Here is a 20,893-nt window from a genome sequence, read left to right on the forward strand (position 1 = left end):
TGCGCAAATCGACTGGCGCGCTAGGAATTCCGGGCGCGAAAGGCATTCTCCGCGTCGCGGGACAAGAACTGCGTCGCAGGACAAGAAGAAACGGAACACCGCATGACCTCCCCACTCACCACGGCTTCGAAGCGTCCGACCATGACCACAGGCCTCACGCTGCTGTTCGCCGTGGCCGGGGGCGCCGCCGTCGGGAATTTGTACTGGTCCCAGCCGCTCCTCGACTCGATCGCGGCCGATCTCCACGCCTCGGGAGCGGCTGCGGCCTGGCTCGTCACCGCTACCCAACTCGGTTACGCCGCGGGGATCCTGCTCATCGTTCCGCTCGGGGATGTGGTTGACCGGCGGAAACTGGTTGCGGGCATGATGCTTGCCTCGGTCGGTGCCCTCGCGTTGTGTGCCGTCGCGCCGTCGATGGCGTTCCTGTTGGTTGCCGTGACGCTCTTGGGAATCTCGACCGTCGCGGGGCAGATCCTCACGCCGCTCGCTGGCGACCTCGCTGACAACGCCCGTCGCGGGCGCGTGGTGGGGACCGTCGTCGCGGGCATCCTCACCGGCATCCTTGCCTCGCGCACCATCAGCGGCCTGATCGCCGCCGTCGGCGGTTGGCGGGCGGTGTACGCGACGGCGGCAGTCGGCGTCGTGATCCTCGCTCTCCTGACGTGGCGGGCACTTCCGCCGCTCGCCCCGAAAGCCCGCCTTTCCTACCCGCAACTGTTGAAGTCGGTAGGCGCGGTGGTCCTCAAGGAACGCGCAGTACGCTGGACGCTTGCGTTGTCCTCGGCCGGGTTCGCCGCGTTTACGCTGTTCTGGACTGCGCTCACGTTCCTGCTGGCGGGTCCGCCGTTCCACTTCCCTGTGGAAGTGATCGGGCTGTTCGGCCTGGCAGGCATCGCCGGTGCCGTGACGGTGCAGCGCGCGGGTCGCCTGCACGACCGCGGCTGGTCCTTGCCCGCCACCGGCATCGCGTGGGGGCTGGCACTCGCCTCGTTCGTGCTCGCGGCGTTTGCCGGAACCTCGGTGGTCCTCGTGATTGTGGTGGTGTTCGCCCTGGATGTCGCGATCCAGGGGCAGAGCGTGCTCAACCAGACGCGCCTGCTTTCGATCTCGCACGAGGCGCGCAGCCGTATCAACACCGTTTACGTCACTGCCAACTTCATCGGCGGAGCGATCGGATCCGCGGGGGCGGCACTCCTCTGGAACGTGGGCGGCTGGACCGCGGTGGCACTCGCCGGCGTCGTGTTGAGCCTGTTTGCCCTTACAGTCTGGGCGTTTGGCCGTCGCGGTCCCCTCGTGGCGGTCGACTGAGCGAATGGGCCGTCCTTTGCGGCTATTGCGGGCACCGGATACCATGTGAGATGTGCCACCGAAAGGTGGCACACGCTTATGATCTGCGGCGGGAGAGTCCTGCCGGTACATTCAGCGGGCGCCGTAGGAGCAAATCCTCCCCAGGAATCTCTCAGGCCCCTGTACCGCCGCGGCAAGGCAACTCTGGAAAGCAGCCCGGGAAACCGGACTCACCGACGGTGCAAGCGCCCGTTGCTTCGGCAACCGACGCGGAAACTCTCAGGTCCAATACAGAGCGGGGAGGAACCGGATCATCGTGGCGCGCCCGTGCCACCTGAATTGTGGAGTTCCTCATGACCTTGGCACCTGAAGGCCGTAAGTTGCTGCGTGTCGAGCAGCGCAACAAGGCCGTCCCGGTTGAACGCAAGCCCGAGTGGATCAAGGCCAAGGTCCAGATGGGCCCGGAATTCGTGGGCCTGAAGAACCTGGTGAAAAAAGAAGGCCTGCACACCGTGTGCGAGGAAGCCGGCTGCCCGAACATCTTCGAATGCTGGGAAGACAAGGAAGCAACCTTCCTGATCGGCGGCTCCGAATGCACCCGCCGCTGCGACTTCTGCCAGATCGACACCGGCAAACCCTCCCCCCTGGACCGCTTCGAACCCACCAAGGTCGCCCGCTCCGTCCAGGCCATGAACCTGCGCTACGCCACCGTCACCGGCGTCGCCCGCGACGACCTGGCAGACGAAGGCGTCTGGCTCTACGCCGAAACCGTGCGCAAAATCCACGAACTGAACCCCGGCACCGGCGTGGAACTGCTCATCCCCGACTTCTCCGGCAACCCCGAGCACATCGCCGCGATCTGCGACTCCGCCCCCGAAGTATTCGCGCACAACGTCGAAACCGTGCCCCGGATCTTCAAACGCATCCGCCCCGCGTTCCGGTACGACCGCTCCCTGGACGTCATCACCCAGGGCCGCAACCTGGGCATGGTCACCAAGTCCAACCTCATCCTGGGCATGGGCGAAACCCGGGCCGAGATCTCCGAAGCCCTCGCGGACCTGCACGCGGCCGGCTGCGACCTGATCACCATCACCCAGTACCTGCGCCCCTCCGAACGCCACCTGCCCGTGGACCGCTGGGTCAAACCCCAGGAATTCGTCGAGCTCGCCACCGAAGCCGAAGAACTGGGCTTCCTCGGCGTCATGTCCGGCCCCCTCGTGCGCTCCTCCTACCGCGCCGGACGCCTCTGGGCCACCGCCATGCGCAAAAAAGGCCGCGACATCCCCGCGCATCTTGCCCACATCGCCGACGGCATCCAGGACTCCGGCACCACCCGCCAGGAAGCCCGCACCCTCCTCAACCACGGAGCTTCGGCATGACCACCCAGGAACACACCATGATTCCCAGCCGGATCGAGATCATTCCCTCCGACGGCATTGTCGAGAAGGTCCGGGCGTCGGTTCCCCCCTCGATGCCGCTGACGGTCACCTGCCTGCCCCACCACGGCATCGCCCGGACCATGCAAGTTGCCGTGGAGCTGAGCCTCCTCGGATACACCGTCCTGCCGCATCTCACGGCCCATGGGCTGCAGGACCGGGCCCAACTCTCGGGAATCCTGCGGGACTGCGAGTCCGCGGGCATCACGGAAGTCTTCGCCATCGGCGGCGACGGATCCCGGAACGCAGGTCCCTATGGCTCCTGCCTGCCGATGCTTGAGGACATCGCGGAACTCTCAGGCGGACGGATTACGGCAGGCATTGCAGGTTATCCCGAAGGGCACCCATCCGTGACCGGGCTGGACCTGCTTGACGCCGTGCTCGCTAAGCAGCACCTCGCCACGCACGTGGTCACCCAGATGTGCTTCTCCGTTCCGAAAGTCCTCGACTACGTCTCGCTCCTGCGTCGGGAAGGCGTCGAGCTTCCCGTGTGGGCCGGGGTGGCCGGCGCCGTTCCCCGTACCAAGCTCCTCAGCCTGGCCACCCAAATCGGTGTGGGTACGTCCCTGAAGTTCCTCAGCAGCAAGGGAGCTTTGGCCAAGCGCCTCCTGAGCGGCGACAAGTACTCGCCGGAACCGTTTGTCTCCGAGCTAGCGGCCCGGCCGGGCAGCATTTCGGGCATCCACCTGTACAGCTTCAACCGGCTGGACAGGCCATCGTGGAGCACAACGCCATCGTGGAGCACAGCGCCATCGTGGAGCACAGTGCCGTCGTGGAGCATTGCGCCTGACGCCGACGACCGCGCGACGGCCTAGCTAAGCACCGCACCCGGATCCGGTTTCGACCCCAAACCGTCCCGGGGACCCCCTAGCTCCCCGGGACGGAAATCAGCTCCCCGGGACCGAAATCACCGCGACCGTTTTTTGGTTGTCGTCCCGGAGCTCCACGCCCGAGATCGCGGCGAGCTGGACCGGCGTCGCGCCCGTCACCTTGATGTGTCCGCTGGCGGTCGCCGTCCAGCCGCACGCCAGTTCCTCCTTGCCGTCGCGGCCCTTGACCCAGAGGTACAAGGTGCCTTGCAACGGCATGCTCCGGCCTTCCAGGTCCAGCTCGGTGCCCCATGCCTTCTTCACGAGCCCGACCGTGAGTTGCAGGCCGTTGCCCGTCTGGACGGAATAGCTCGCGTCCGGCTTGGGCGGCTGGCTCAGCAGCGGGCCGGCCAGGACTCCCAAGCCGAGGCACGCGGCGGCCACCGCGGACACCACAGCCGCCCACCGGCGTCGTGATTTCCGGCGCCGCGCTGCGATCTTCAGGAGGATCGGCTGCGCGAGCGTTTCGCTGGAAGCCCCGGAAAGTGAGCGGGCCTCCGGGGTAACGCCAGGTTCGACGGCGGGGCGGCCTTCCGCTGGAGGTTCGACGACGGCGGGGCGCGCGGCCACGAGCGCGACGGCGTCGGGCACCGGAACGGCGTCGAGGAGGGCCGGGAGGCTCTCCAGTTCGGCGAGTTCCTGCCCGCACGCCGCGCAGCTTTCCAAGTGCGCCTCGAACGCCCGGACCTCGGACGGCTCCAAGCCGCCCAGCAAGTAGGCGCCCAGCAAGTGGTGAAGTCCTGACTCGCTCATCGCTGCACCCCCATTTCGTCCAAGATGGTGCGTAACGCCCTGACGGCGTAGAAGGCCCGGGATTTCACGGTACCGCTGGGAATGTTGAGCCTCAGCGCGGCCTCGTTCACCGTGAAACGTTCGTAATGCAGTGCTACCAGGACCTCCCGGTGTTCGGTGCTGAGCCGCAAGAGGGCTTCTTCCATGAGGACCCGGTTGAGGAGCTCGTCCACGCGTTCGGTGGCTTCCGCCGGATCCGCGGGGTCGTATTCCGTCGCTTCGAGCGGGCGTCTCTGGGCCTTGCGGTAATTGTCGATGATCACGTTGCGCGCGGTGCGGAACAGGTAGCTGCGCAGGCTCCCGGTGATCTGCGGCGCATGCTGCCACACCCTGAGGATGGTTTCCTGCACGACGTCGTCGGCCAAGTGGGCGTCCGGCATGCAGCTCAGCACGAAGCGGCGCAGGGCTGTGCCATGGTCGCGGTAAATCGCGGCGACGACGTCCTCGTCAAGCGGCATCCACGCCTCCTGTGTGCTTCGGCTTCCCCTTCTCTTGCCATACGACGTACCCGCGGCAGAAAAAGTTCAAGGCTGTGAACCATTCTTCACCCTGTGGCGTCGTAGGGGTTAGCATCCGGCTCGTCCGACGGCCGGTCCAGCGAAGGAGCACACCATGAAGAAGCAACTCATCACCGGTCTTGGCGTCCTTGCTCTGGCCGTCTCGCTCTCCGCGTGCGGGGGAAGTTCCGGCAGCTCGAGCAGTTCGTCGAGCACCTCCACCCCTAGTGCCTCTATGTCGAGCCCAACAGCTTCGAGTTCGGAGTCGTCGTCGAGCTCTTCAACCGGGATGGCGGAACTGAAGACGGCGTCGTCAAGCATGGGCGTGAGAGTAGTCGGGGCGAACGGCAAGAGCGTCTACTTCTTCACCAAGGACGTCAAGGATTCAGGCAAGAGCGCCTGCACTGGCGCCTGCGCCACGACGTGGCCTCCCGTGACAACCACTTCGACGATGCCGGCGGTTGACGGGGTGAGTGGAACCATCGGCACCATCCCGACGGCCGATGGCAAGATGCAGATCACCATCAACGGAATGCCCATCTACTTCTACTCCAAGGACGAGGACTCCGGTGACACCTACGGCCAAGGCGTGTTAGGCATCTGGTTCCTGGTCAGCCCCTCCGGCTCCATGATGACGGCCACGACCAGCAGCAGCCCTTCCTCCTACTGACGCCCGCCCACGTCCTGCCGCCAAACAGCGAACGCCCTTTCAGGTGACCTGAAAGGGCGTTCGCGCTTGAGGCGTCAAAGGTGGGCGAGGGTCCTAGGCGTCTTCGAACTCGACGGCGGCGATGATTTCCTTCGTCTCCGGGTGGATCATGAAGGCTTCCTCGTCCTCCTCGATCATGATGTAGTTGCCGTGATCGGTGGAGAAGTGCCAGGCGAGGACCGTTTCGCCGTCGTGCTCGAAGTTGGGATCGCCCATGGTGATCTTGTCCAGCTGGTAGCCGGCGACGTCGCACAGTTCGCGGATGATGAGTTCGAATTCCGGGGCGTTCTCGAGCTCGGCTTCGGCGGCCTCGGCTTTGCGCTCCTCCAGGTCCGGGATGAGGGCAACGCGCTCGGCGATGTGGGCCTTGAGTTCGTCCTCGTCCAGGTAGAGGAGGCCGTCCTGGCCGCGGAGCCATGCCGCGCTGAGGGCGATGATGTTCTCGGTTTCAAGGAGGGATTCGAATTCGCCGTCGAGGGCTTCGAGTTCCGCGACGGGTTCGGAAGCTTCGTCGGATTCGTCGAGGTCGCCGTCAAGGTAGGCTTCTGCGTCCTCTTCGCTCAAGGCATCGAACGCCGCGGCGGTGCGGTTGAACAGTTCGAGGTGGCGCGTGGCTCCCATGGCTTCGAGGCCTTCGCGGACAAAGGTGTCCACTTCCTCGCGCTCGGGAACGGTGAAGACGTACTGGGCGAAGCCGCCCGAGAGTGCCTGGGTCAGGTAGTAGTCCACAAAGTAGCTGCGCAGCGCGTTGCTTGCGATTTCCTCGTGGTTGAGGAGTTCCTCGTACATCTCGTTGACCACGTTGACGTTCGCGTCCACAACGTCCGCGTCGGAGGCCTCGATGCTGTCCTTCGTCAGAATGACGGGCTGCTCATTGATGGTCATGGGATTTCCTCACTGCTTGGAAGCTTTTGCTGCTCCGGACCCTTTCAACGTACGCGGGGGCGGTGCCCGGGCAGGCTAGGGGCAGGTGAACGTCCGGCAAAGTTTCAGGGCTGGCCCGTGGGCCCTAGGATTCATAGATAGCCTCCTGCCGAAAGTAGCGTTACCGAATGCCTTCCCACCCCGACGACTCTTGGGAACTGGCGATTCAGACACCCGCCATCAATGACCGTTCCCTCGCGGCCGGCCTTGCCTACGCCATGGGTGGCCGGGTGAGCGGGATCAGCTTCGATGCGGCCACTGGCTTGATGCTGGGCAAGATCCAAGGAAACGCCGCCAAGCCGTATTCCACCTCGGCCAAGCTCGTCCGCAAGCCGGGCGGCTGGAGCTGCACGGTAGGAGTATGCAGTTGCCCGGTGCGCAAGGACTGCAAGCATGTGGCCGCCCTGCTCTTCGCGGCCGAGGACCAGCCGGTGGTGCGGGCCCAATTGCTGAGCGCTCCCGCCGTCGGACAGACAGCGCGGCCGGGCGAATCCGTGCGGCGTCCGGAGTGGGAGCAGGCGCTCAGCAAGCTGATCGCCGTTCCCGGAGCTGCTCCGCAACGGCAGGGACTCCCCCTGGCCCTCGCCTTCGAGGTCGAAGAGCCTGCTCCGCACTTCTCCTACACAGGCCGCCGCGATCCTGTCCGCAGCATCCGGCAATTGAAGGCCCGGCCCGTCATGATGGGAGCCAAAGGCAAGTGGATCCGCGGCGACGTCTCATGGACGAACTTGAGCTACCTCGGGTACAAACGCGAGTTCAACGAGGCGCATATCGAGTGGATGCAGGCCTTCCTCGCGGCACACTCCACCACTGACCATCGCCAGCTCACCTCAAGCATGTGGCTGTTGCTCAACGATTTCGCCGGCAAGAACCTGTGGAGCCTCTTGGAAGATGCCGCAAAGGCCGGCGTCGAGCTCATCCACTCCGGCGGAACGGAACCGGTCCGCCTTGCCGCGGAGCCCGCCGTCGTCGGCCTCGATTTGAGCCGCCACAGCGGCAGCGAGCCCGACGGCGGACTCGAGTTGGCGGCGTCGGTCACCGTCGCGGGGGAGGCCGTCGACCCCGCGACAGCAGGCCTGATCGGGCGCCCCGCGCACGGCTTGTTCTTCACGGGCCCTGTTGAGGAAGGGTTGCCGGGAGTTGTGGCGCCCGAGAACCTGATTACGCTCGCACGGCTCGAAGGCGGGGAGTCGGAAGAACTCCTGGATTTCGTGATGGGCGCATCCCGGCTCCGGATCCCGGCACAGGACGAGCAGCGCTTCCTCACCGCGTTCTATCCAAAACTCAAGCAGTCAACGCGGGTCACGGCGGCGGACCATTCCGTGGAACTGCCGGTCCTCGCCGTGCCGACGCTGTCCCTGCTGGCCAACTACGGCGCGGACCACCGGGTCAGGCTCCACTGGGAATGGCACTACAAAGCCGGGACCCTGGTCACGGCGCAGCCCCTCTGGCGCCATCCGGACGACCACGGCTACCGCGACGACGCCGAAGAAGCCCGGATCCTCGAATCCGTCGGCCGGCCGTGGGACGTGGTTGCGGTGCTCGGTGAGTCATCGGGCGGAGGATGGGGTGCACCACGGCTCGCGGCGTCGGCGTCGCTCGACGGCCTGGACACCCTGGCCTTCACCGAAGAAGTGCTGCCCCGGCTCAGCGAGCTGCCCGACGTCGTCGTCGAAACCTCCGGCGACATCGCCGACTACCGCGAAGCCACCGAAGCCCCGGTCGTGTCCATTTCCACCAAGGCCACGGACAACCGCGACTGGTTCGACCTCGGGATCGTCATCACGCTCGAAGGCGAACCAGTGTCCTTCGCAGCGGTGTTTTCCGCGCTCGCGGCGGGCCAGACCCGCATGCTGCTGCCGAGCGGCGCCTACTTCTCGCTGGACCTGCCCGAGCTCCACCAGCTGCGCGCTCTCATTGACGAAGCCAGGTCCCTGCAGGACAACCCGGACCGGCACGGCACCCTGCAGATCAGCCGGTTCCAGGCCGGCCTGTGGGATGAGCTCGCACACCTGGGGATCGTGGATGAGCAGGCGGCCGCGTGGCGCGAGGCCGTCGGCGGATTGCTCGACGACGGCGTGACCGGCCTCCCGCTGCCGGCTTCACTTAACGCGGAGCTTCGTCCGTACCAGCTCGAGGGCTTCAATTGGTTGAGCTTCCTGTACCGGCACAGCCTTGGCGGGGTCCTCGCCGACGACATGGGCCTCGGCAAGACGGTGCAGGCCATTGCTTTGATGTGCGCGGCTAAAGAACATGCTGAATCTGGCGGCGGCGCTCCCTTCCTGGTGGTCGCCCCCACGAGCGTCGTAGGCAACTGGGCGGCCGAGGCGCAGCGCTTTGCTCCCGCGCTCCGCGTCAAGACCGTCGGGGAAACCTTTGCCAAGAGCGGCGCCGATCCGGTCGACGCGTTGGCGGGGGCCGACGTCGTCATCACCTCGTACGCGCTGTTCAGGATCGACTTTGAAGCCTATGCGACCCGGGAATGGGCCGGGCTGATGCTCGATGAAGCCCAGTTCGTGAAGAACCACCAATCCAAGGCGTACCAATGTGCCCGGAAGTTGCCGGCCGGGTTCAAGCTGGTCATCACGGGAACGCCGCTGGAGAACAACCTCATGGAGTTCTGGGCGTTGACGTCGATCGTCGCTCCTGGCCTGTTTTCCAGCCCACGCCGCTTCGCGGAGTATTACCAGAAGCCCGTTGAAAAGAACGGTGACAAAGCCCAGCTGGCCAAGCTCCGCCGTCGGGTCCGTCCGCTCATGTTGCGCCGCACCAAAGAGCAGGTCATCAAGGACCTGCCGCCCAAGCAGGAGCAAGTGCTGGAAGTGGTGCTCAACCCGAGGCACCACAAGGTGTACCAGACGCACCTCCAGCGCGAGCGGCAGAAGATCCTGGGGCTCATCGACGACATCAACAAGAACCGGTTCACGATCTTCCAGTCGTTGACGCTGCTCCGCCAGCTCAGCCTGGACGCCTCGCTCGTGGACGAATCCCTGTCCGCTGTGCGCTCGTCCAAGATCGACGTGCTGTTCGAACAACTTGAAGACATCATCGCCGAAGGCCACAGGACGCTCATCTTCAGCCAGTTCACGGGGTTCCTGGGCAAAGTCCGGGCGCGGCTTGAGGAAGAGGGAGTCGAGTATTGCTATCTCGACGGCGGCACCCGGAACCGTGCCGACGTCGTCAGCGAATTCAAGAACGGCGCGGCGCCCGTGTTCCTGATTTCGCTCAAGGCCGGCGGCTTCGGGCTGAACCTGACCGAGGCGGACTACGTGTTTCTCTTGGACCCGTGGTGGAATCCGGCCTCCGAAGCGCAGGCAGTTGACCGCACGCACAGGATCGGACAGGCGCGGAACGTCATGGTCTACCGGCTCGTGGCCAAGGACACCATCGAGGAAAAAGTCATGGCGCTCAAGGCGAAGAAGTCCCAACTGTTCGCCGATGTCATGGAAGGCGATGCCCTCTCCGGCGGTGCCCTGACGGCCGAGGACTTGGCGGGCCTGTTCGCGGAGTAGCCTGCTGTACACAAACTCCCACCATGGAACACTCCGTGCTGGGCACGCGATGGGTTTACGATGCTTGCGCCGACCCCGTCTATGTCGCCGCAGTGGTCGCTGCCATCCTGACGGGACAAGGGGAAGCCGAGCAATTCGTGGAAATGGAAGGCGGCTTGGAGCCACGCGAGAGCACGGTCAAGGTCAAAGGAAGCGGCAAGCCGGGCGACGACGTTCCTGCCCTCACCCCGATGGCGCCGACGACGGAAGGACCCACCACCAGCATCGACGCCGGTGAAGTGACCCTATTGGTCAAACGGGTCCTCGACCTTGAGGCAAAGGACCCGGGAGCAGCATCCCTGACGGGAACGTGGGCGAACCAAAGCTCGCCCGTGCTGCTGGCTTCGCTCTCCAGGGGAGTCGTCGGAGGCCCGTCCGCAGGCTGAGGCACCCAGTCTTTTCCGCATCTCACGTTTGCTTAGTATTGCGCCATGAGGGAATGGGTCCGGCGACGTCCGAGGCTCGCGTTTGTGCTGAGTTTGGTTCTTGTATGCGGGTTGTCGGTTGTTGGCGATGACCCGTCCGCCCACTGCTGCGTCCAGCGGGGAGTTTGTGTACACGTCGCACCCATTAAGAGGCGTTTTAGGGGGTGTTAGGTGTACACAAACTCGTAAGGGTGGGCTATTTTTCGAGGGTGGGACGCCATACCACGACGGCTTGCGACCGGGCCCGGGGGCGCTGTCCGCGGGCCAGGCTGACGACGTCGCCGGCGGCCCCTGCGGCGAAGATACGGGCTTCGACCGGGCTCCGCCGGCGCTGGAGCTCCTCGCTCAACTCGGCCACCCGGAACTGCAGGGCGGCCACTTGGTTCTCAAGCTCGAGGATGCGTTTGATGCCCTCAAGCGACACGCCCTCGTGCGAGAGCCGCTGCACTTCCCGCAGGCGATCGACGTCCCGCTGCGAGTAGCGCCGCGATTTGCCCGGGGCACGGCTAGGCGACACGATGCCGAGCCGGTCGTATTGGCGAAGCGTCTGCGGATGCATGTCCGCCAGTTCGGCCGCGACTGAGATGACGAAGATCGGCTGGTTGATGTCGATGGCCATGACTACGCCCTCTCTGCTGGTGCTGTGTTCCTGCCGCTACAAGCGTGCCTTCGCGGCGAGATCGTGACGGGGATCGGCATCGGAAGTTGCGGCGGCGAACGCCTTGACGGCTTCTTCCGCTTCTTTGTTCAGGTTCTGGGGGACGGCGACGTCGATTGTCACCAAAAGATCGCCGGTGACCTTCGCGGTCTTCACGCCGCGGCCCTTGACCCTGAGCGTGCGGCCGGACGGAGTGCCGGCCGGAACGCGCACGGTGACGGAATCGCCGTCGAGCGTTGGCACGTGGATATTGGCACCCAAGGCGGCCTCAGCGAAAGTGACCGGCACGTGGATGCGGATGTTGTCGCCGTCGCGGTTGAAGAAATCGTGCGGCTTGACGTTCACGGTGACAATGAGGTCGCCATTGCCTGCGGCCCCGGGGTTTCCCTTGCCGCGCTGGCGCACCTTCTGGCCATCCCTGATTCCTGCGGGGATCTTGACGTCGATGACGTTGCCGTTGCTTTCGCGCAGGCTGACCGTGGTTCCGTGGATGGAGCCGGCGAACGAGATGGACGTAGACGCCGTGCGGTCGCTGCCCTTTTGCGGGGCGCGCTGGTAACCGGGCTGGGCGCCGCCGAAACCGCCACCGAAAAGGTCGGCGAACTCCGGAGGAATTCCGCCCGCGCCGGAAGGCTGGCGGGCACCGCCGCCGAAAAGACCGCCGAACAGGTCCTCGAAGCCGCCATTCGCCGGTCCACCAGCCCCGCGTCCCGCACCCGGAGCGAAGCGCGCCCCACCCATGGCACGGATGGCGTCGTACTGCTGGCGCTCCTCGGGATCGGAAAGCACCGAATACGCCTCGGAAATGTCCTTGAACTTCTTCTCCGCGGCAGCATCCCCGGCATTGGTATCCGGATGGTACTTCCGCGCAAGCTTGCGGTAAGCCTTCTTGATATCGGCGTCAGAGGCGTCCTTGGCGACACCAAGGATGGCGTAAAAGTCCTTCTCAACCCAGTCCTGGCTGGCCAAGGGCGTTTCCTTTCAAATCAACAAAAGCGCTACGGCGAGAATACCGCGCGAGCCGTAGCGGATGAGGGGGCCCGGGAGTGGCATCGGGCCTGCCGAAGCCGGGTGGCTAACGATCGGAGATCGTCAGCCTCCCGGCGAAGGGGCGGGGCCCCCTCATCCGCGAAGGCGCGGTGAGCACGCGGCGAGACCTAAGCCGGCACCGCCACGATCACCTGGGCTGCGCGCAGTACGCGGTCCCCGGACCGGTAACCGGAACGCAGCACCTGGCTGACGGTGTCTACTTCGAGGTCCTCGCCCGGTTGCTGGATGAGCGCTTCGTGGATGGTGGGGTCGAATTCGACTCCCGTTTCCGCGATGCGTTCCAGGCCGTACGTCTTCAGCGCGCTCTCCAGCTTGGTGGCGATCGCGGCGAACGGTCCGTCCGCGAGGTCGCCGTGCTGGCGGGCGGCGTCGACGTCGTCGAGCACCGGGAGCAGGGAATTGAGGACGCCGATGACGGCCATTTCCCCTGCGACGGCGCGGTCGCGTTCGACCCGCTTGCGGTAGTTGACGTACTCGGCCTGCAGACGCAGGAGGTCGTTGCGGAGTTCCGCGGCCTCTGCTGCGGCCGACGCGCCGGACGCTACCGACTCTTCCGCGGGAACCTCGACGCCGTTGAGGATTTCCTCGGCCTGGGACAACGCGTCCGCGGTGGGAGCGTGCGACCCTGCGGCATCGTTGGAACCAGCTGCCGATCCCTGTGAGTGGCGGGCGGCCCCGGTCTCCGGGTCAACCTTGCGGTTGTCCCGGATGACCGGCTTCTGCTGACCGGTTCCTTCGCGCTCGTCGCGCTCGCCCTCGTTGGAAGGTGAGTGATCTGCTTCGTTGCCGTGGTGGGGCATGATTACTTCTTTTCGTCTTCGTCGATGATCTCGGCGTCGACGATGTCCTCGTCGCCCGCGGCACCGGCGTGGGCGCCTTCGGCTCCGGCTGCGCTGCTTGCGCCGTCCGGGGAACCGGCCTGCGAGTAGATCGCTTCGCCGAGCTTGGACTGCGAGTGCTGCAGCTTCTCGAACGCGGTCTTCACTGCGGCGTCGTCGGTACCTTCGAGGGCCTTCTTGAGGGCGTCGACGTCGGCCTTGACCTCGGTCTTGATCTCTTCCGGCAGCTTGTCGTCGTTTTCGGCGATGAGCTTGTCCACGGAGTAGGCGAGCTGCTCGGCGGTGTTGCGGGTGTCTGTCGCTTCGCGGCGGGCCTTGTCCTCGGCAGCGTGCTCTTCGGCTTCACGGACCATGCGGTCGATGTCGTCCTTGGAGAGCGCGGTGCCGCCGGTGATGGTCATAGACTGTTCCTTGCCGGTGCCCTTGTCCTTGGCGGACACGTGGACGATGCCGTTGGCGTCGATGTCGAAGGTGACCTCGACCTGCGGGACGCCACGGGGCGCGGGGGCGATGCCGGTCAGTTCGAACGTGCCCAGCGGCTTGTTGTCGCGGGTGAATTCACGCTCGCCCTGGAAGACCTGGATGGCCACGGAGGGCTGGTTGTCGTCAGCGGTGGTGAAGGTCTCGGAACGCTTCGTGGGGATGGCCGTGTTGCGCTCGATCAGGTGCGTCATGACACCACCCTTGGTTTCGATGCCGAGGGACAGCGGGGTGACGTCGATCAGCAGGACGTCCTTGCGCTCACCCTTAAGGACACCGGCCTGCAGTGCTGCGCCAACGGCAACAACTTCGTCCGGGTTGACGCCCTTGTTGGGCTCCTTGCCGCCTGCGAGTTCCTTGACGAGCTCGGAAACGGCGGGCATACGGGTGGAACCGCCGACGAGCACGATGTGGTCGATGTCGGAAACCTTGATGCCGGCTTCTGCGATGACGTCGTGGAACGGCTTCTTGGTGCGGTCAAGCAGGTCCTTGGTGAGGTCCTGGAACTTGGCGCGGGTGAGCTGCTCGTCGAGGTGCACCGGGCCGTCCGGGGTGACGGAGAGGTATTGCAGCGAGATGTTGGTGCTGCTGGAGGAGGACAGTTCCTTCTTGGCCTGCTCCGAAGCTTCGCGGAGGCGCTGCAGGGCGATCTTGTCCTTGGAGAGGTCGATGCCCTTGACCTTGAGCTGGTTCAGCAGGTAGTCAACGACGCGGTTGTCCCAGTCGTCGCCGCCGAGGCGGTTGTCACCGGCGGTGGCGCGGACCTGGATGGTGGAGAATTCGTCTTCGTCCTTGCCGACTTCCAGCAGGGAGACGTCGAAGGTGCCGCCGCCGAGGTCGAAGACGAGGATGAGCTCGTCTTCCTTGCCCTTGTCCAGGCCGTAGGCGAGCGCGGCCGCGGTGGGCTCATTGACGATGCGCAGGACGTTGAGGCCGGCGATTTCGCCGGCTTCCTTGGTGGCCTGGCGCTCGGCGTCGTTGAAGTACGCGGGGACGGTGATCACGGCGTCGGTGACCTTTTCGCCCAAGTAGCTTTCGGCGTCGTTCTTGAGCTTCATGAGGATACGCGCGGAAATTTCCTGCGGCGTGTACTTCTTGTCATCGATGGCGACGGTCCAGTCGGTGCCCATGTGGCGCTTGACGGAGGCAATGGTGCGGTCGATGTTGTTGACGGCCTGGCGCTTGGCGATTTCGCCGACCAGGACTTCGCCGGACTTGGAGAATGCAACCACCGACGGGGTGGTGCGGCCGCCCTCGGCGTTCGCGATGACGGTGGGCTCGCCACCTTCGAGGACGGAGACGACGGAGTTAGTGGTACCGAGGTCGATACCTACAGCGCGGGACATATGGTGCTTCCTTTCAATGAACCGAGTTGAGCGATCTGCACTCAACTGTACTCAGGCCTCACTCAAAGTCAATCCAAAGTTGAGTCAACTATGCTCAACTTTGCTCTAGGCGCTCGAAAAAACCCCTAAAACACGCGGATTCCGGCCGTTTTCGCCGTGGGAGAACGGCGCGCGGAGCGCTAGAAAGCCCGACGGCGGTCCGCCCACCTGGGCGCGGCGCGCCCGCTCCCCTGCCCCGCCGCAATGACCAACGGCGTCGGCTTGTACACCCACGCCACCAGCACCACGGAAATGATCATCAGGAGGAACCAGGAGACCAGTTTTTCCGCGGATACGATATGCCAGCCGTCCAACTGGCTCGGATACAGCCAGGCATGGGACCAGGTGGCGATGTTCTCGGCGATCCAGATGAACAGTGCCACCAGCAGGAAGGCGAGCACCAACGGCATCCGGAATCGATGGCGGAACACCCGGTAGTGCATGACGCAGCGGCCGTAGAGCACTCCGACGGCGATGAGCAGGACCCACCGGGCATCAACAATGAAGTGGTGCGAGAAGAAGTTCACATAGATCGCGGCGGCGAGGATCGCGGTGATCCACCGCGGCGGATACCGGTCGAAGTGCAGGTCGAACACCCGGTAGACACGGACCATGTATGAGCCGACGGAGGCATACATGAAGCCGCTGAACAGCGGAACCGCACCGACCCTCAGAACCCCCTCTGCCTCGTAGGACCACGAACCTACATCGGTCTTGAACAGCTCCATCACCGTTCCGACGAGATGGAAGAGCACGATCACCCTGAGCTCGCGCACAGTCTCAAGTTTCGTGGCGACCATCAGGATTTGGATCACGACGGCGGCAATCGTCAGGAAGTCGTTCCTGGCCAGGGCAGCACCGGCGGGATACCAAAGGTGCGCCCCGAGAATCACAGCCAGGAGGGAAGCGCCGAAGATGCATGCCCATGCCTGCTTGATTCCGAAGACCGTGAACTCGACCAGCCCGGACCGGAGTCCTCCGGCGGCGGGCCCAAGGAACCGCGCGGCTCCCGCGTCGATACGTTCCTCGACGGCGGTGAGATCACGCATCGGAAGGCCCTCCCCTATCCGCGCACGCCGCGGCCGGGACGAACCTCGGCCGGAACGAGTTGCCCCAAATAGTGGTCCTTCGGCCAATGCCTGACCCTCCGCGGCAGCCTCGGGTAGGTCGCGGATAGCAAGCGCATGGTTCCGTCGAAGCCAAGCCGATGCCGCCCGCTCCACCGCAAGCCGAACCCCTCGCGCAGCTCCTCGGGCAGCAGGCCGGCGGTGAGCAACCGGGCCAAGGGCATGGTCAGCTTAAGGAGGATCGGGCCCTTGGTGGGGTACAAAAGGTCGCGCGAAATCCTTCGTGCGGCAGCGTCCGGCTGGAGCTTCCGGAGCGATTCGTTCCAGTACTCCGCGAACGCCGCACGGTCCGCCGGCCAGAGATCGGCCGGCAGTTGGAGGGCTGTCCCGATCCGCGCATACTCGGCGTAGATGCGGTCGGCGGCGTCGTCGTCGAGCGCCCCGTGGACCATTTCGTAAACGGTGACCGCCGTATCGTAAAGGGTCGCCACGACCCAAAGCTGGGATTCGGCGTCGAACGCGTTGTAGCCCTGGGAATCCCCGTCCGCCTCCCGACGCACCGGCGCGTGCGCCCGGTTCACCGCGCGGCGGACGGCGGCCAGCTGTTCGTCGGATCCGTAGATGACGGCGTAGACGTAGGTCATGGTGGCGCGGAGCCTGTCGAGCGGCCGGTCGGCGAAATCACTATGGTTCGCCACCCCGTGGCCTACTGCCGGGTTGGCGATCTGCATGAGGATGGCGCGTCCGGCTCCGGCGAGCAGGACGCCTTCCGCTCCGATATCCGCCAATCCCCGGATCATGGAATACTGCGCCATCCAGTTAATGTACAGTCGGCGGCTACAAGCCCACGATTCCGAGCAGGACTGCCAACTGGTGCTCGAAAAGCTCATCGCGCGCGGCGAAGGTGTCCGCGCCGTACTGCCCGAAAACCTCGAAACTGACAGCACCGAACAGGGACGTCCACACGAGCACACCCCGCGCCAAGGCCGCTTCCGGGACGGACAGGCCGAGTTCGTCGCGGATCGCGTGGAGGTCCCGCGCGAGGGCGGGAGGAATCACGACGGCGGTGGGCGGCTCGGCGGCCATGGCACCTGCGCGGTGGGCGGCGTCGAAGATCCCGACCAGGCGGTAGATGACGCGCGTCCCGGGACCGGTGGTGCGTTCGGCCGGCGCCTGATATCCGGGAACGGGGCTGCCGAACAGCAGCGCATAGCTGGCGGGCTCGCGCAGCGCCCACTCGCGCACCGCACGACCGAGGGCAAGGAACTTGCCGCGGTAGTCGCCGTCGGGCAGGGTATCGACGGCGGCGTCGACCTGGTCACCCAACTCGCCGTAGGCGTCGATCAGAAGGAGGGTCAGGAGTTCGTCGCGGCTCTCGACATAGCGGTAGACGGCGGAGGATACGACGCCGAGGTCCCGGGCGACGGCGCGAAGGGAGAGCGCAGCGGCACCATGCAGCGCCAAGTGCTCGCGGCCGAGCCGGATGATGTCCGCGACGGTCTGGGCCCGGGCCCGTTCGCGGGGAGTCTGGGGCTTTTCCTGGGTGGCGGATGTCCGGGTCATGAACCAAGCATGACACAACGGAGAGCAGCAGTAACAAATGTGAGCAGCGCTCTTGACTTGAAGTCCACCCAGGTCCATCCTGAATACAGAGAGCACTGCTCTCGAAAGTCGATAATCGAGCAGGAAGCGAGCGTTGCCATGTATGTCGTCACCGGAGCGGGCCCCATCGGCTGGACCATTGCCGAACACCTTGCCGGCCAAGGGAAGAACGTACGCATCCTGACGCGCTCGGGAAGCGGCCCGGACCACCCGCTGGTCGAAAAACTGCGCGTGGACGTTTCGGACCCGGTTGCCTTGGGACAAATACTCGACGGCGCTTCGGCGGTTTTCCACTGCATCCACGGCTCCGCCTACAGGGCCAAGGCGTGGGCCGCCGAACTCCCGGAAGCCGAGCGGGTGGTGATGGACGCGGCGGTGGCCGCGGGCGCCGTCGTCGTTTTTCCCGAAAGCCTGTATTCCTACAGCGAGCCGGACAAGATCATCACCGAAAGCAGCCCGCGGGAAGCCGCGGGCGGCAAGCGCGGAATCCGGACCGCACTCCTGAAGGCCCGCGCGGCACATCCGGCCGACACCGTCAGCGTGGTGGCCGGCGACTATTTCGGACCGCGCGCCCGGCTGGCCCACGCCGGCGAGCGCATGGTTCCCCTGGTCCTTTCGGGCAAGACGGTCCAAGTGCTCGGGAGCGCCGACCAGGCCCATTCGTTCACTTACGTCCCCGACCTCGCAGCGGCCATGGTCACCGCCGCGCAACGCCCGGAGCTTTGGAACTCGGTACTGCACGCGCCCACCTTGCCTCCGCTGACCATGCGTGAAATCGCGACGGCGTTCGCCACGGCCGCGGGGCTGCCGGCGCCGAAGCTCAGCGTCGTGCCGGGGTGGCTGCTGCGGACCCTCGGACTGGCCTCGACGGACATGCGCGAGCTTGCCGAGATGCTGTACCAGTTCGAGCGGCAGTTCGTCATGGACTCCAGTGCGAGCGAGCGGCTCCTGGGCTTCGGGCCGACGCCACTCACGGAAGCGGCCGCCGCCACCGTCGCCTGGTGGAGTTTGTGTACAGCTAACACCCCTCAAAACGCTTCTTAACGGGTGTGAGCTGTACACAAACTACTGAAGTTTTGCCAGGCGACCCGGCCACCAGATCCGATGGCCGAGGTCGTAGGACAGGGCAGGAACCAGCAATGAACGGACAATGGTGGTGTCGAGCAGCACTCCGAACGCCACGATGAAGGAAATCTGCGCGAGGAAAAGGATTGGAATCACGCCGAGGGCCGCAAACGTGGCTGCCAGGACAACACCGGCCGACGTGATCACTCCGCCTGTCGCGCTCAAACCGCGAAGGATGCCTGGCCTTGTACCGTGCAATGCGGACTCTTCGCGGACCCGCGTCATGAGGAAGATGTTGTAATCCACGCCGAGAGCCACAAGGAACACGAATCCGAACAGCGGCACCGATGGGTCCGCCCCCGGGAACCCGAAGACGTGGTTGAACACCAGTGCGGAAACGCCCAGTGCTGCCGCGTAGGACAAAACCACCGTTCCGATCAGCAGCAATGGCGCGGCGACAGCGCGCAGGAGCACCACCAACACCACCAAAATGACGCCGAGGACGATCGGAATGACGCGCCACAGATCGGCTTGCGCGCTCGCGTTGGTGTCAACCGCCGTCGCGGTCACGCCGCCCACCAGCGAACCGGGTGCCTCGCTCCGCAGGGCATCGCGCAGGGAGGCGACCGTCGTTTCGGCGTCCGCGGAGTCCGCTTCGAAACGGAGGGTTGCGTTGATGAGCACCCGACCGTCGCGGACCAGGGGGTCGGCAGGACCCGGAGTTCGGGAGGCGAGCCCCGCGGAAGTGAGGAGCGCGACGTCGGAAATTCCGTTTTGCGCCTTGGCCGCGGCGACCGCTTTGGTGGCGTTCTCCTGCGTCGCGACGATCACGATCGGGCTGCCGGCGCCGGCGGGATAATGGCGCCCGAGCTCAGACTGTCCCTCAACAGCTTCGGACTTGGTGAGGATGAGTTTGGACTGGGGAACACCGCTCGCACTGAGCTGTGGAAGCCCCATTGCGCAGGCAACCAAGAGGACGGCGGTGGCAATCCAAACCGTCCTGGGCCGCTTGGAAATCGTCCCGCTCAACCGCCGCCACAAACGTGGCACGTCATCTCCGGCGGCGGATCCGGGATGTTCGTGCGGGACACGGGGCCAAAACGCTGCGCGTCCCAGCAGACCGAGGACCGCCGGAAGGAAAGTGAAGCCCGCGATCATCGAAAAGACAATGCCGATGGCGCCGATGGGCCCCAAGCCCCGGTTTGAATTCAATTCCGAGAACAAGAGGCACAACAGCGCCAAAGCGACGGTGACGCCCGACGCGAGGATGGCCCCGAAACTGCCACGATAGGCGCGGCCGATCGCTTCCCACTTGTTATGCACATGGTTCAAGGCCTCCCTATAGCGGGATACAAAGAGCAGCGCATAGTCCGTGGCAGCGCCGACCACCAGGATTGAAAGGATCCCCTGGCTCTGCCCCGTCAGCTGGACCACTCCCGCCTTCGCCAAAGCGAAAATCACCACGATGGAACCGCACAGCGCGAAAACCGCGGTCAGCAGGACCACGAAGGGAAGGATTACGGAGCGGTAGACAGCCAACAGGATGATCAGGACCGCCCCTAAAGCGGTGAAAAGCAGGATGCCGTCGATCCCGCCGAACGCCGTCACCAAGTCGGCGAGGAATCCGGCCGGACCGGTCACGTAGGAGGCGGTTCCAGTCGGCAGCCCGGCTGTGGAGAGATAGTCGGCCATGACCCCGCGCAGGGACGCGATGCTGTCCTTGACTCCGTTTCCGGACTGCACCGAGACAAGGAATTCCACCGCTTTCCCGTCCCCCGACGGAATCGGGCCGATCACGGGAGGCTGTGCCGCCGTCGTACCCGTTCCTGTTCCTGTTCCTGTTCCTGCGGCGGCTGGCTTCACGACTCCGCGCGCGTCGGCGAGTTTCGCGCCCAATGCGGCAATCGACTGAAGGTCGGCGGGCCGCAATTGCTCGGGCGACGAGAGTAGCACGACGGCGGGAACCGTCCCGCCCGCCGCGAATTTGGCTTGCCAGGCGCTCGCCTCGGTGGATTCGGCGCTCGCGGGAAGGAAGGATGCTTGGTCGTTGCTGGAGACTTCGCTCAGCTTTCCAAAGGTCGGGCCGCCGATTCCTCCGACCGCCAGCCAGAGGAGGAGGGCCATCGCCGAAAGGAGGACCCAGCGGGCCCGGCGGGGCCGCCGTTCCCGACGGTCCGCAGTTGATCGGCCGATCTCTCCAAGTTTCTGCGCATCCACGACCCCACCCCTTGCCTTTAGCCTAAGCATTTAGTTCCAT

19 protein-coding genes and 2 riboswitches are annotated in these 20,893 nt (G+C 65.2%); of the genes, 7 read left to right on the plus strand and 12 right to left on the minus strand.

Annotated features, from left to right (window positions below):
• Positions 1 to 102 precede the first annotated feature (102 nt).
• From ABCW42_RS18185 to ABCW42_RS18195, 3 genes are all read left to right on the plus strand, one after another.
• A complete protein-coding gene (locus ABCW42_RS18185; protein ID WP_423182502.1) occupies positions 103 to 1,308 on the plus strand; it encodes an MFS transporter in 1,206 nt (401 codons plus the stop codon).
• 79 nt (positions 1,309 to 1,387) lie between these two features.
• A riboswitch (glycine riboswitch) is annotated at positions 1,388 to 1,485 on the plus strand.
• 1 nt (position 1,486) lies between these two features.
• A riboswitch (glycine riboswitch) is annotated at positions 1,487 to 1,591 on the plus strand.
• Between the two features lie 49 nt (positions 1,592 to 1,640).
• Complete coding sequence (lipA, locus tag ABCW42_RS18190; RefSeq protein ID WP_423182503.1) at positions 1,641 to 2,666, plus strand: lipoyl synthase; 1,026 nt, start codon at positions 1,641 to 1,643, stop codon at positions 2,664 to 2,666.
• Positions 2,663 to 3,538: a methylenetetrahydrofolate reductase gene (locus ABCW42_RS18195; protein ID WP_423182504.1), complete on the plus strand. Its 876-nt coding sequence runs from the start codon at positions 2,663 to 2,665 to the stop codon at positions 3,536 to 3,538. The genes lipA and ABCW42_RS18195 overlap by 4 nt, the downstream gene beginning before the upstream one ends.
• A gap of 72 nt (positions 3,539 to 3,610) precedes the next feature.
• On the opposite strand, the gene ABCW42_RS18200 is transcribed toward ABCW42_RS18195, so the two are convergent.
• The 3 genes from ABCW42_RS18200 to ABCW42_RS18210 all read right to left on the minus strand — a co-directional run bounded on the left by ABCW42_RS18200 (position 3,611) and on the right by ABCW42_RS18210 (position 5,202).
• Positions 3,611 to 4,345, minus strand: a complete 735-nt coding sequence (locus ABCW42_RS18200) for an anti-sigma factor family protein (protein WP_423182505.1) — start codon at positions 4,343 to 4,345, stop codon at positions 3,611 to 3,613.
• Positions 4,342 to 4,842 (minus strand): sigma-70 family RNA polymerase sigma factor, encoded by a 501-nt coding sequence (locus tag ABCW42_RS18205; protein ID WP_423182506.1) that lies wholly within the window; start codon positions 4,840 to 4,842, stop codon positions 4,342 to 4,344. The genes ABCW42_RS18200 and ABCW42_RS18205 overlap by 4 nt, the downstream gene beginning before the upstream one ends.
• A gap of 108 nt (positions 4,843 to 4,950) precedes the next feature.
• Entirely contained in the window at positions 4,951 to 5,202 is a 252-nt protein-coding gene (locus ABCW42_RS18210; RefSeq protein WP_423182507.1) for a hypothetical protein, read from the minus strand.
• Positions 5,203 to 5,206: 4 nt separating this feature from the next.
• Here ABCW42_RS18210 and ABCW42_RS18215 point away from each other — a divergent pair, with 4 nt between their 5' ends.
• Positions 5,207 to 5,551: a hypothetical protein gene (locus ABCW42_RS18215; protein ID WP_423182508.1), complete on the plus strand. Its 345-nt coding sequence runs from the start codon at positions 5,207 to 5,209 to the stop codon at positions 5,549 to 5,551.
• A gap of 93 nt (positions 5,552 to 5,644) precedes the next feature.
• Here ABCW42_RS18215 and ABCW42_RS18220 read toward each other — a convergent pair whose 3' ends face one another.
• Positions 5,645 to 6,475, minus strand: a complete 831-nt coding sequence (locus ABCW42_RS18220; protein WP_423182509.1) for a DMP19 family protein — start codon at positions 6,473 to 6,475, stop codon at positions 5,645 to 5,647.
• A gap of 167 nt (positions 6,476 to 6,642) precedes the next feature.
• Here ABCW42_RS18220 and ABCW42_RS18225 point away from each other — a divergent pair, with 167 nt between their 5' ends.
• Both ABCW42_RS18225 and ABCW42_RS18230 read left to right on the plus strand, forming a co-directional pair.
• Complete coding sequence (locus ABCW42_RS18225; RefSeq protein WP_423182510.1) at positions 6,643 to 10,026, plus strand: SNF2-related protein; 3,384 nt, start codon at positions 6,643 to 6,645, stop codon at positions 10,024 to 10,026.
• 23 nt (positions 10,027 to 10,049) lie between these two features.
• Complete coding sequence (locus ABCW42_RS18230; protein ID WP_423182511.1) at positions 10,050 to 10,451, plus strand: hypothetical protein; 402 nt, start codon at positions 10,050 to 10,052, stop codon at positions 10,449 to 10,451.
• Between the two features lie 235 nt (positions 10,452 to 10,686).
• Here ABCW42_RS18230 and ABCW42_RS18235 read toward each other — a convergent pair whose 3' ends face one another.
• From ABCW42_RS18235 to ABCW42_RS18265, 7 genes are all read right to left on the minus strand, one after another.
• On the minus strand, positions 10,687 to 11,109 hold the full coding sequence (locus ABCW42_RS18235) for a heat shock protein transcriptional repressor HspR (RefSeq protein WP_423182512.1): 423 nt from the start codon (positions 11,107 to 11,109) through the stop codon (positions 10,687 to 10,689).
• A gap of 36 nt (positions 11,110 to 11,145) precedes the next feature.
• Positions 11,146 to 12,117 (minus strand): DnaJ C-terminal domain-containing protein, encoded by a 972-nt coding sequence (locus tag ABCW42_RS18240; RefSeq protein WP_423182513.1) that lies wholly within the window; start codon positions 12,115 to 12,117, stop codon positions 11,146 to 11,148.
• 188 nt (positions 12,118 to 12,305) lie between these two features.
• Complete coding sequence (locus ABCW42_RS18245) at positions 12,306 to 12,998, minus strand: nucleotide exchange factor GrpE (RefSeq protein ID WP_423182514.1); 693 nt, start codon at positions 12,996 to 12,998, stop codon at positions 12,306 to 12,308.
• A 2-nt stretch (positions 12,999 to 13,000) separates the two neighbouring features.
• On the minus strand, positions 13,001 to 14,863 hold the full coding sequence (gene dnaK / locus ABCW42_RS18250; protein WP_423182515.1) for a molecular chaperone DnaK: 1,863 nt from the start codon (positions 14,861 to 14,863) through the stop codon (positions 13,001 to 13,003).
• A gap of 179 nt (positions 14,864 to 15,042) precedes the next feature.
• Positions 15,043 to 15,951, minus strand: a complete 909-nt coding sequence (locus ABCW42_RS18255; protein ID WP_423182516.1) for a DUF817 domain-containing protein — start codon at positions 15,949 to 15,951, stop codon at positions 15,043 to 15,045.
• Between the two features lie 14 nt (positions 15,952 to 15,965).
• Positions 15,966 to 16,769 carry an oxygenase MpaB family protein gene (locus tag ABCW42_RS18260; protein WP_423184945.1) on the minus strand — a complete coding sequence of 268 codons (804 nt, stop codon included), beginning with the start codon at positions 16,767 to 16,769 and terminating at the stop codon, positions 15,966 to 15,968.
• Positions 16,770 to 16,806: 37 nt separating this feature from the next.
• Positions 16,807 to 17,532: a TetR/AcrR family transcriptional regulator gene (locus ABCW42_RS18265; RefSeq protein WP_423182517.1), complete on the minus strand. Its 726-nt coding sequence runs from the start codon at positions 17,530 to 17,532 to the stop codon at positions 16,807 to 16,809.
• A 138-nt stretch (positions 17,533 to 17,670) separates the two neighbouring features.
• Between ABCW42_RS18265 and ABCW42_RS18270 the strand changes: the two genes are divergently transcribed.
• Complete coding sequence (locus tag ABCW42_RS18270) at positions 17,671 to 18,615, plus strand: NAD-dependent epimerase/dehydratase family protein (RefSeq protein WP_423184946.1); 945 nt, start codon at positions 17,671 to 17,673, stop codon at positions 18,613 to 18,615.
• Between the two features lie 21 nt (positions 18,616 to 18,636).
• On the opposite strand, the gene ABCW42_RS18275 is transcribed toward ABCW42_RS18270, so the two are convergent.
• A complete protein-coding gene (locus ABCW42_RS18275) occupies positions 18,637 to 20,853 on the minus strand; it encodes an MMPL family transporter (RefSeq protein ID WP_423182518.1) in 2,217 nt (738 codons plus the stop codon).
• Between the last annotated feature and the right edge of the window lie 40 nt (positions 20,854 to 20,893).

Origin of the sequence: Arthrobacter sp. NyZ413, assembly GCF_049390645.1 — a bacterium.
GTDB lineage: Bacteria > Actinomycetota > Actinomycetes > Actinomycetales > Micrococcaceae > Arthrobacter.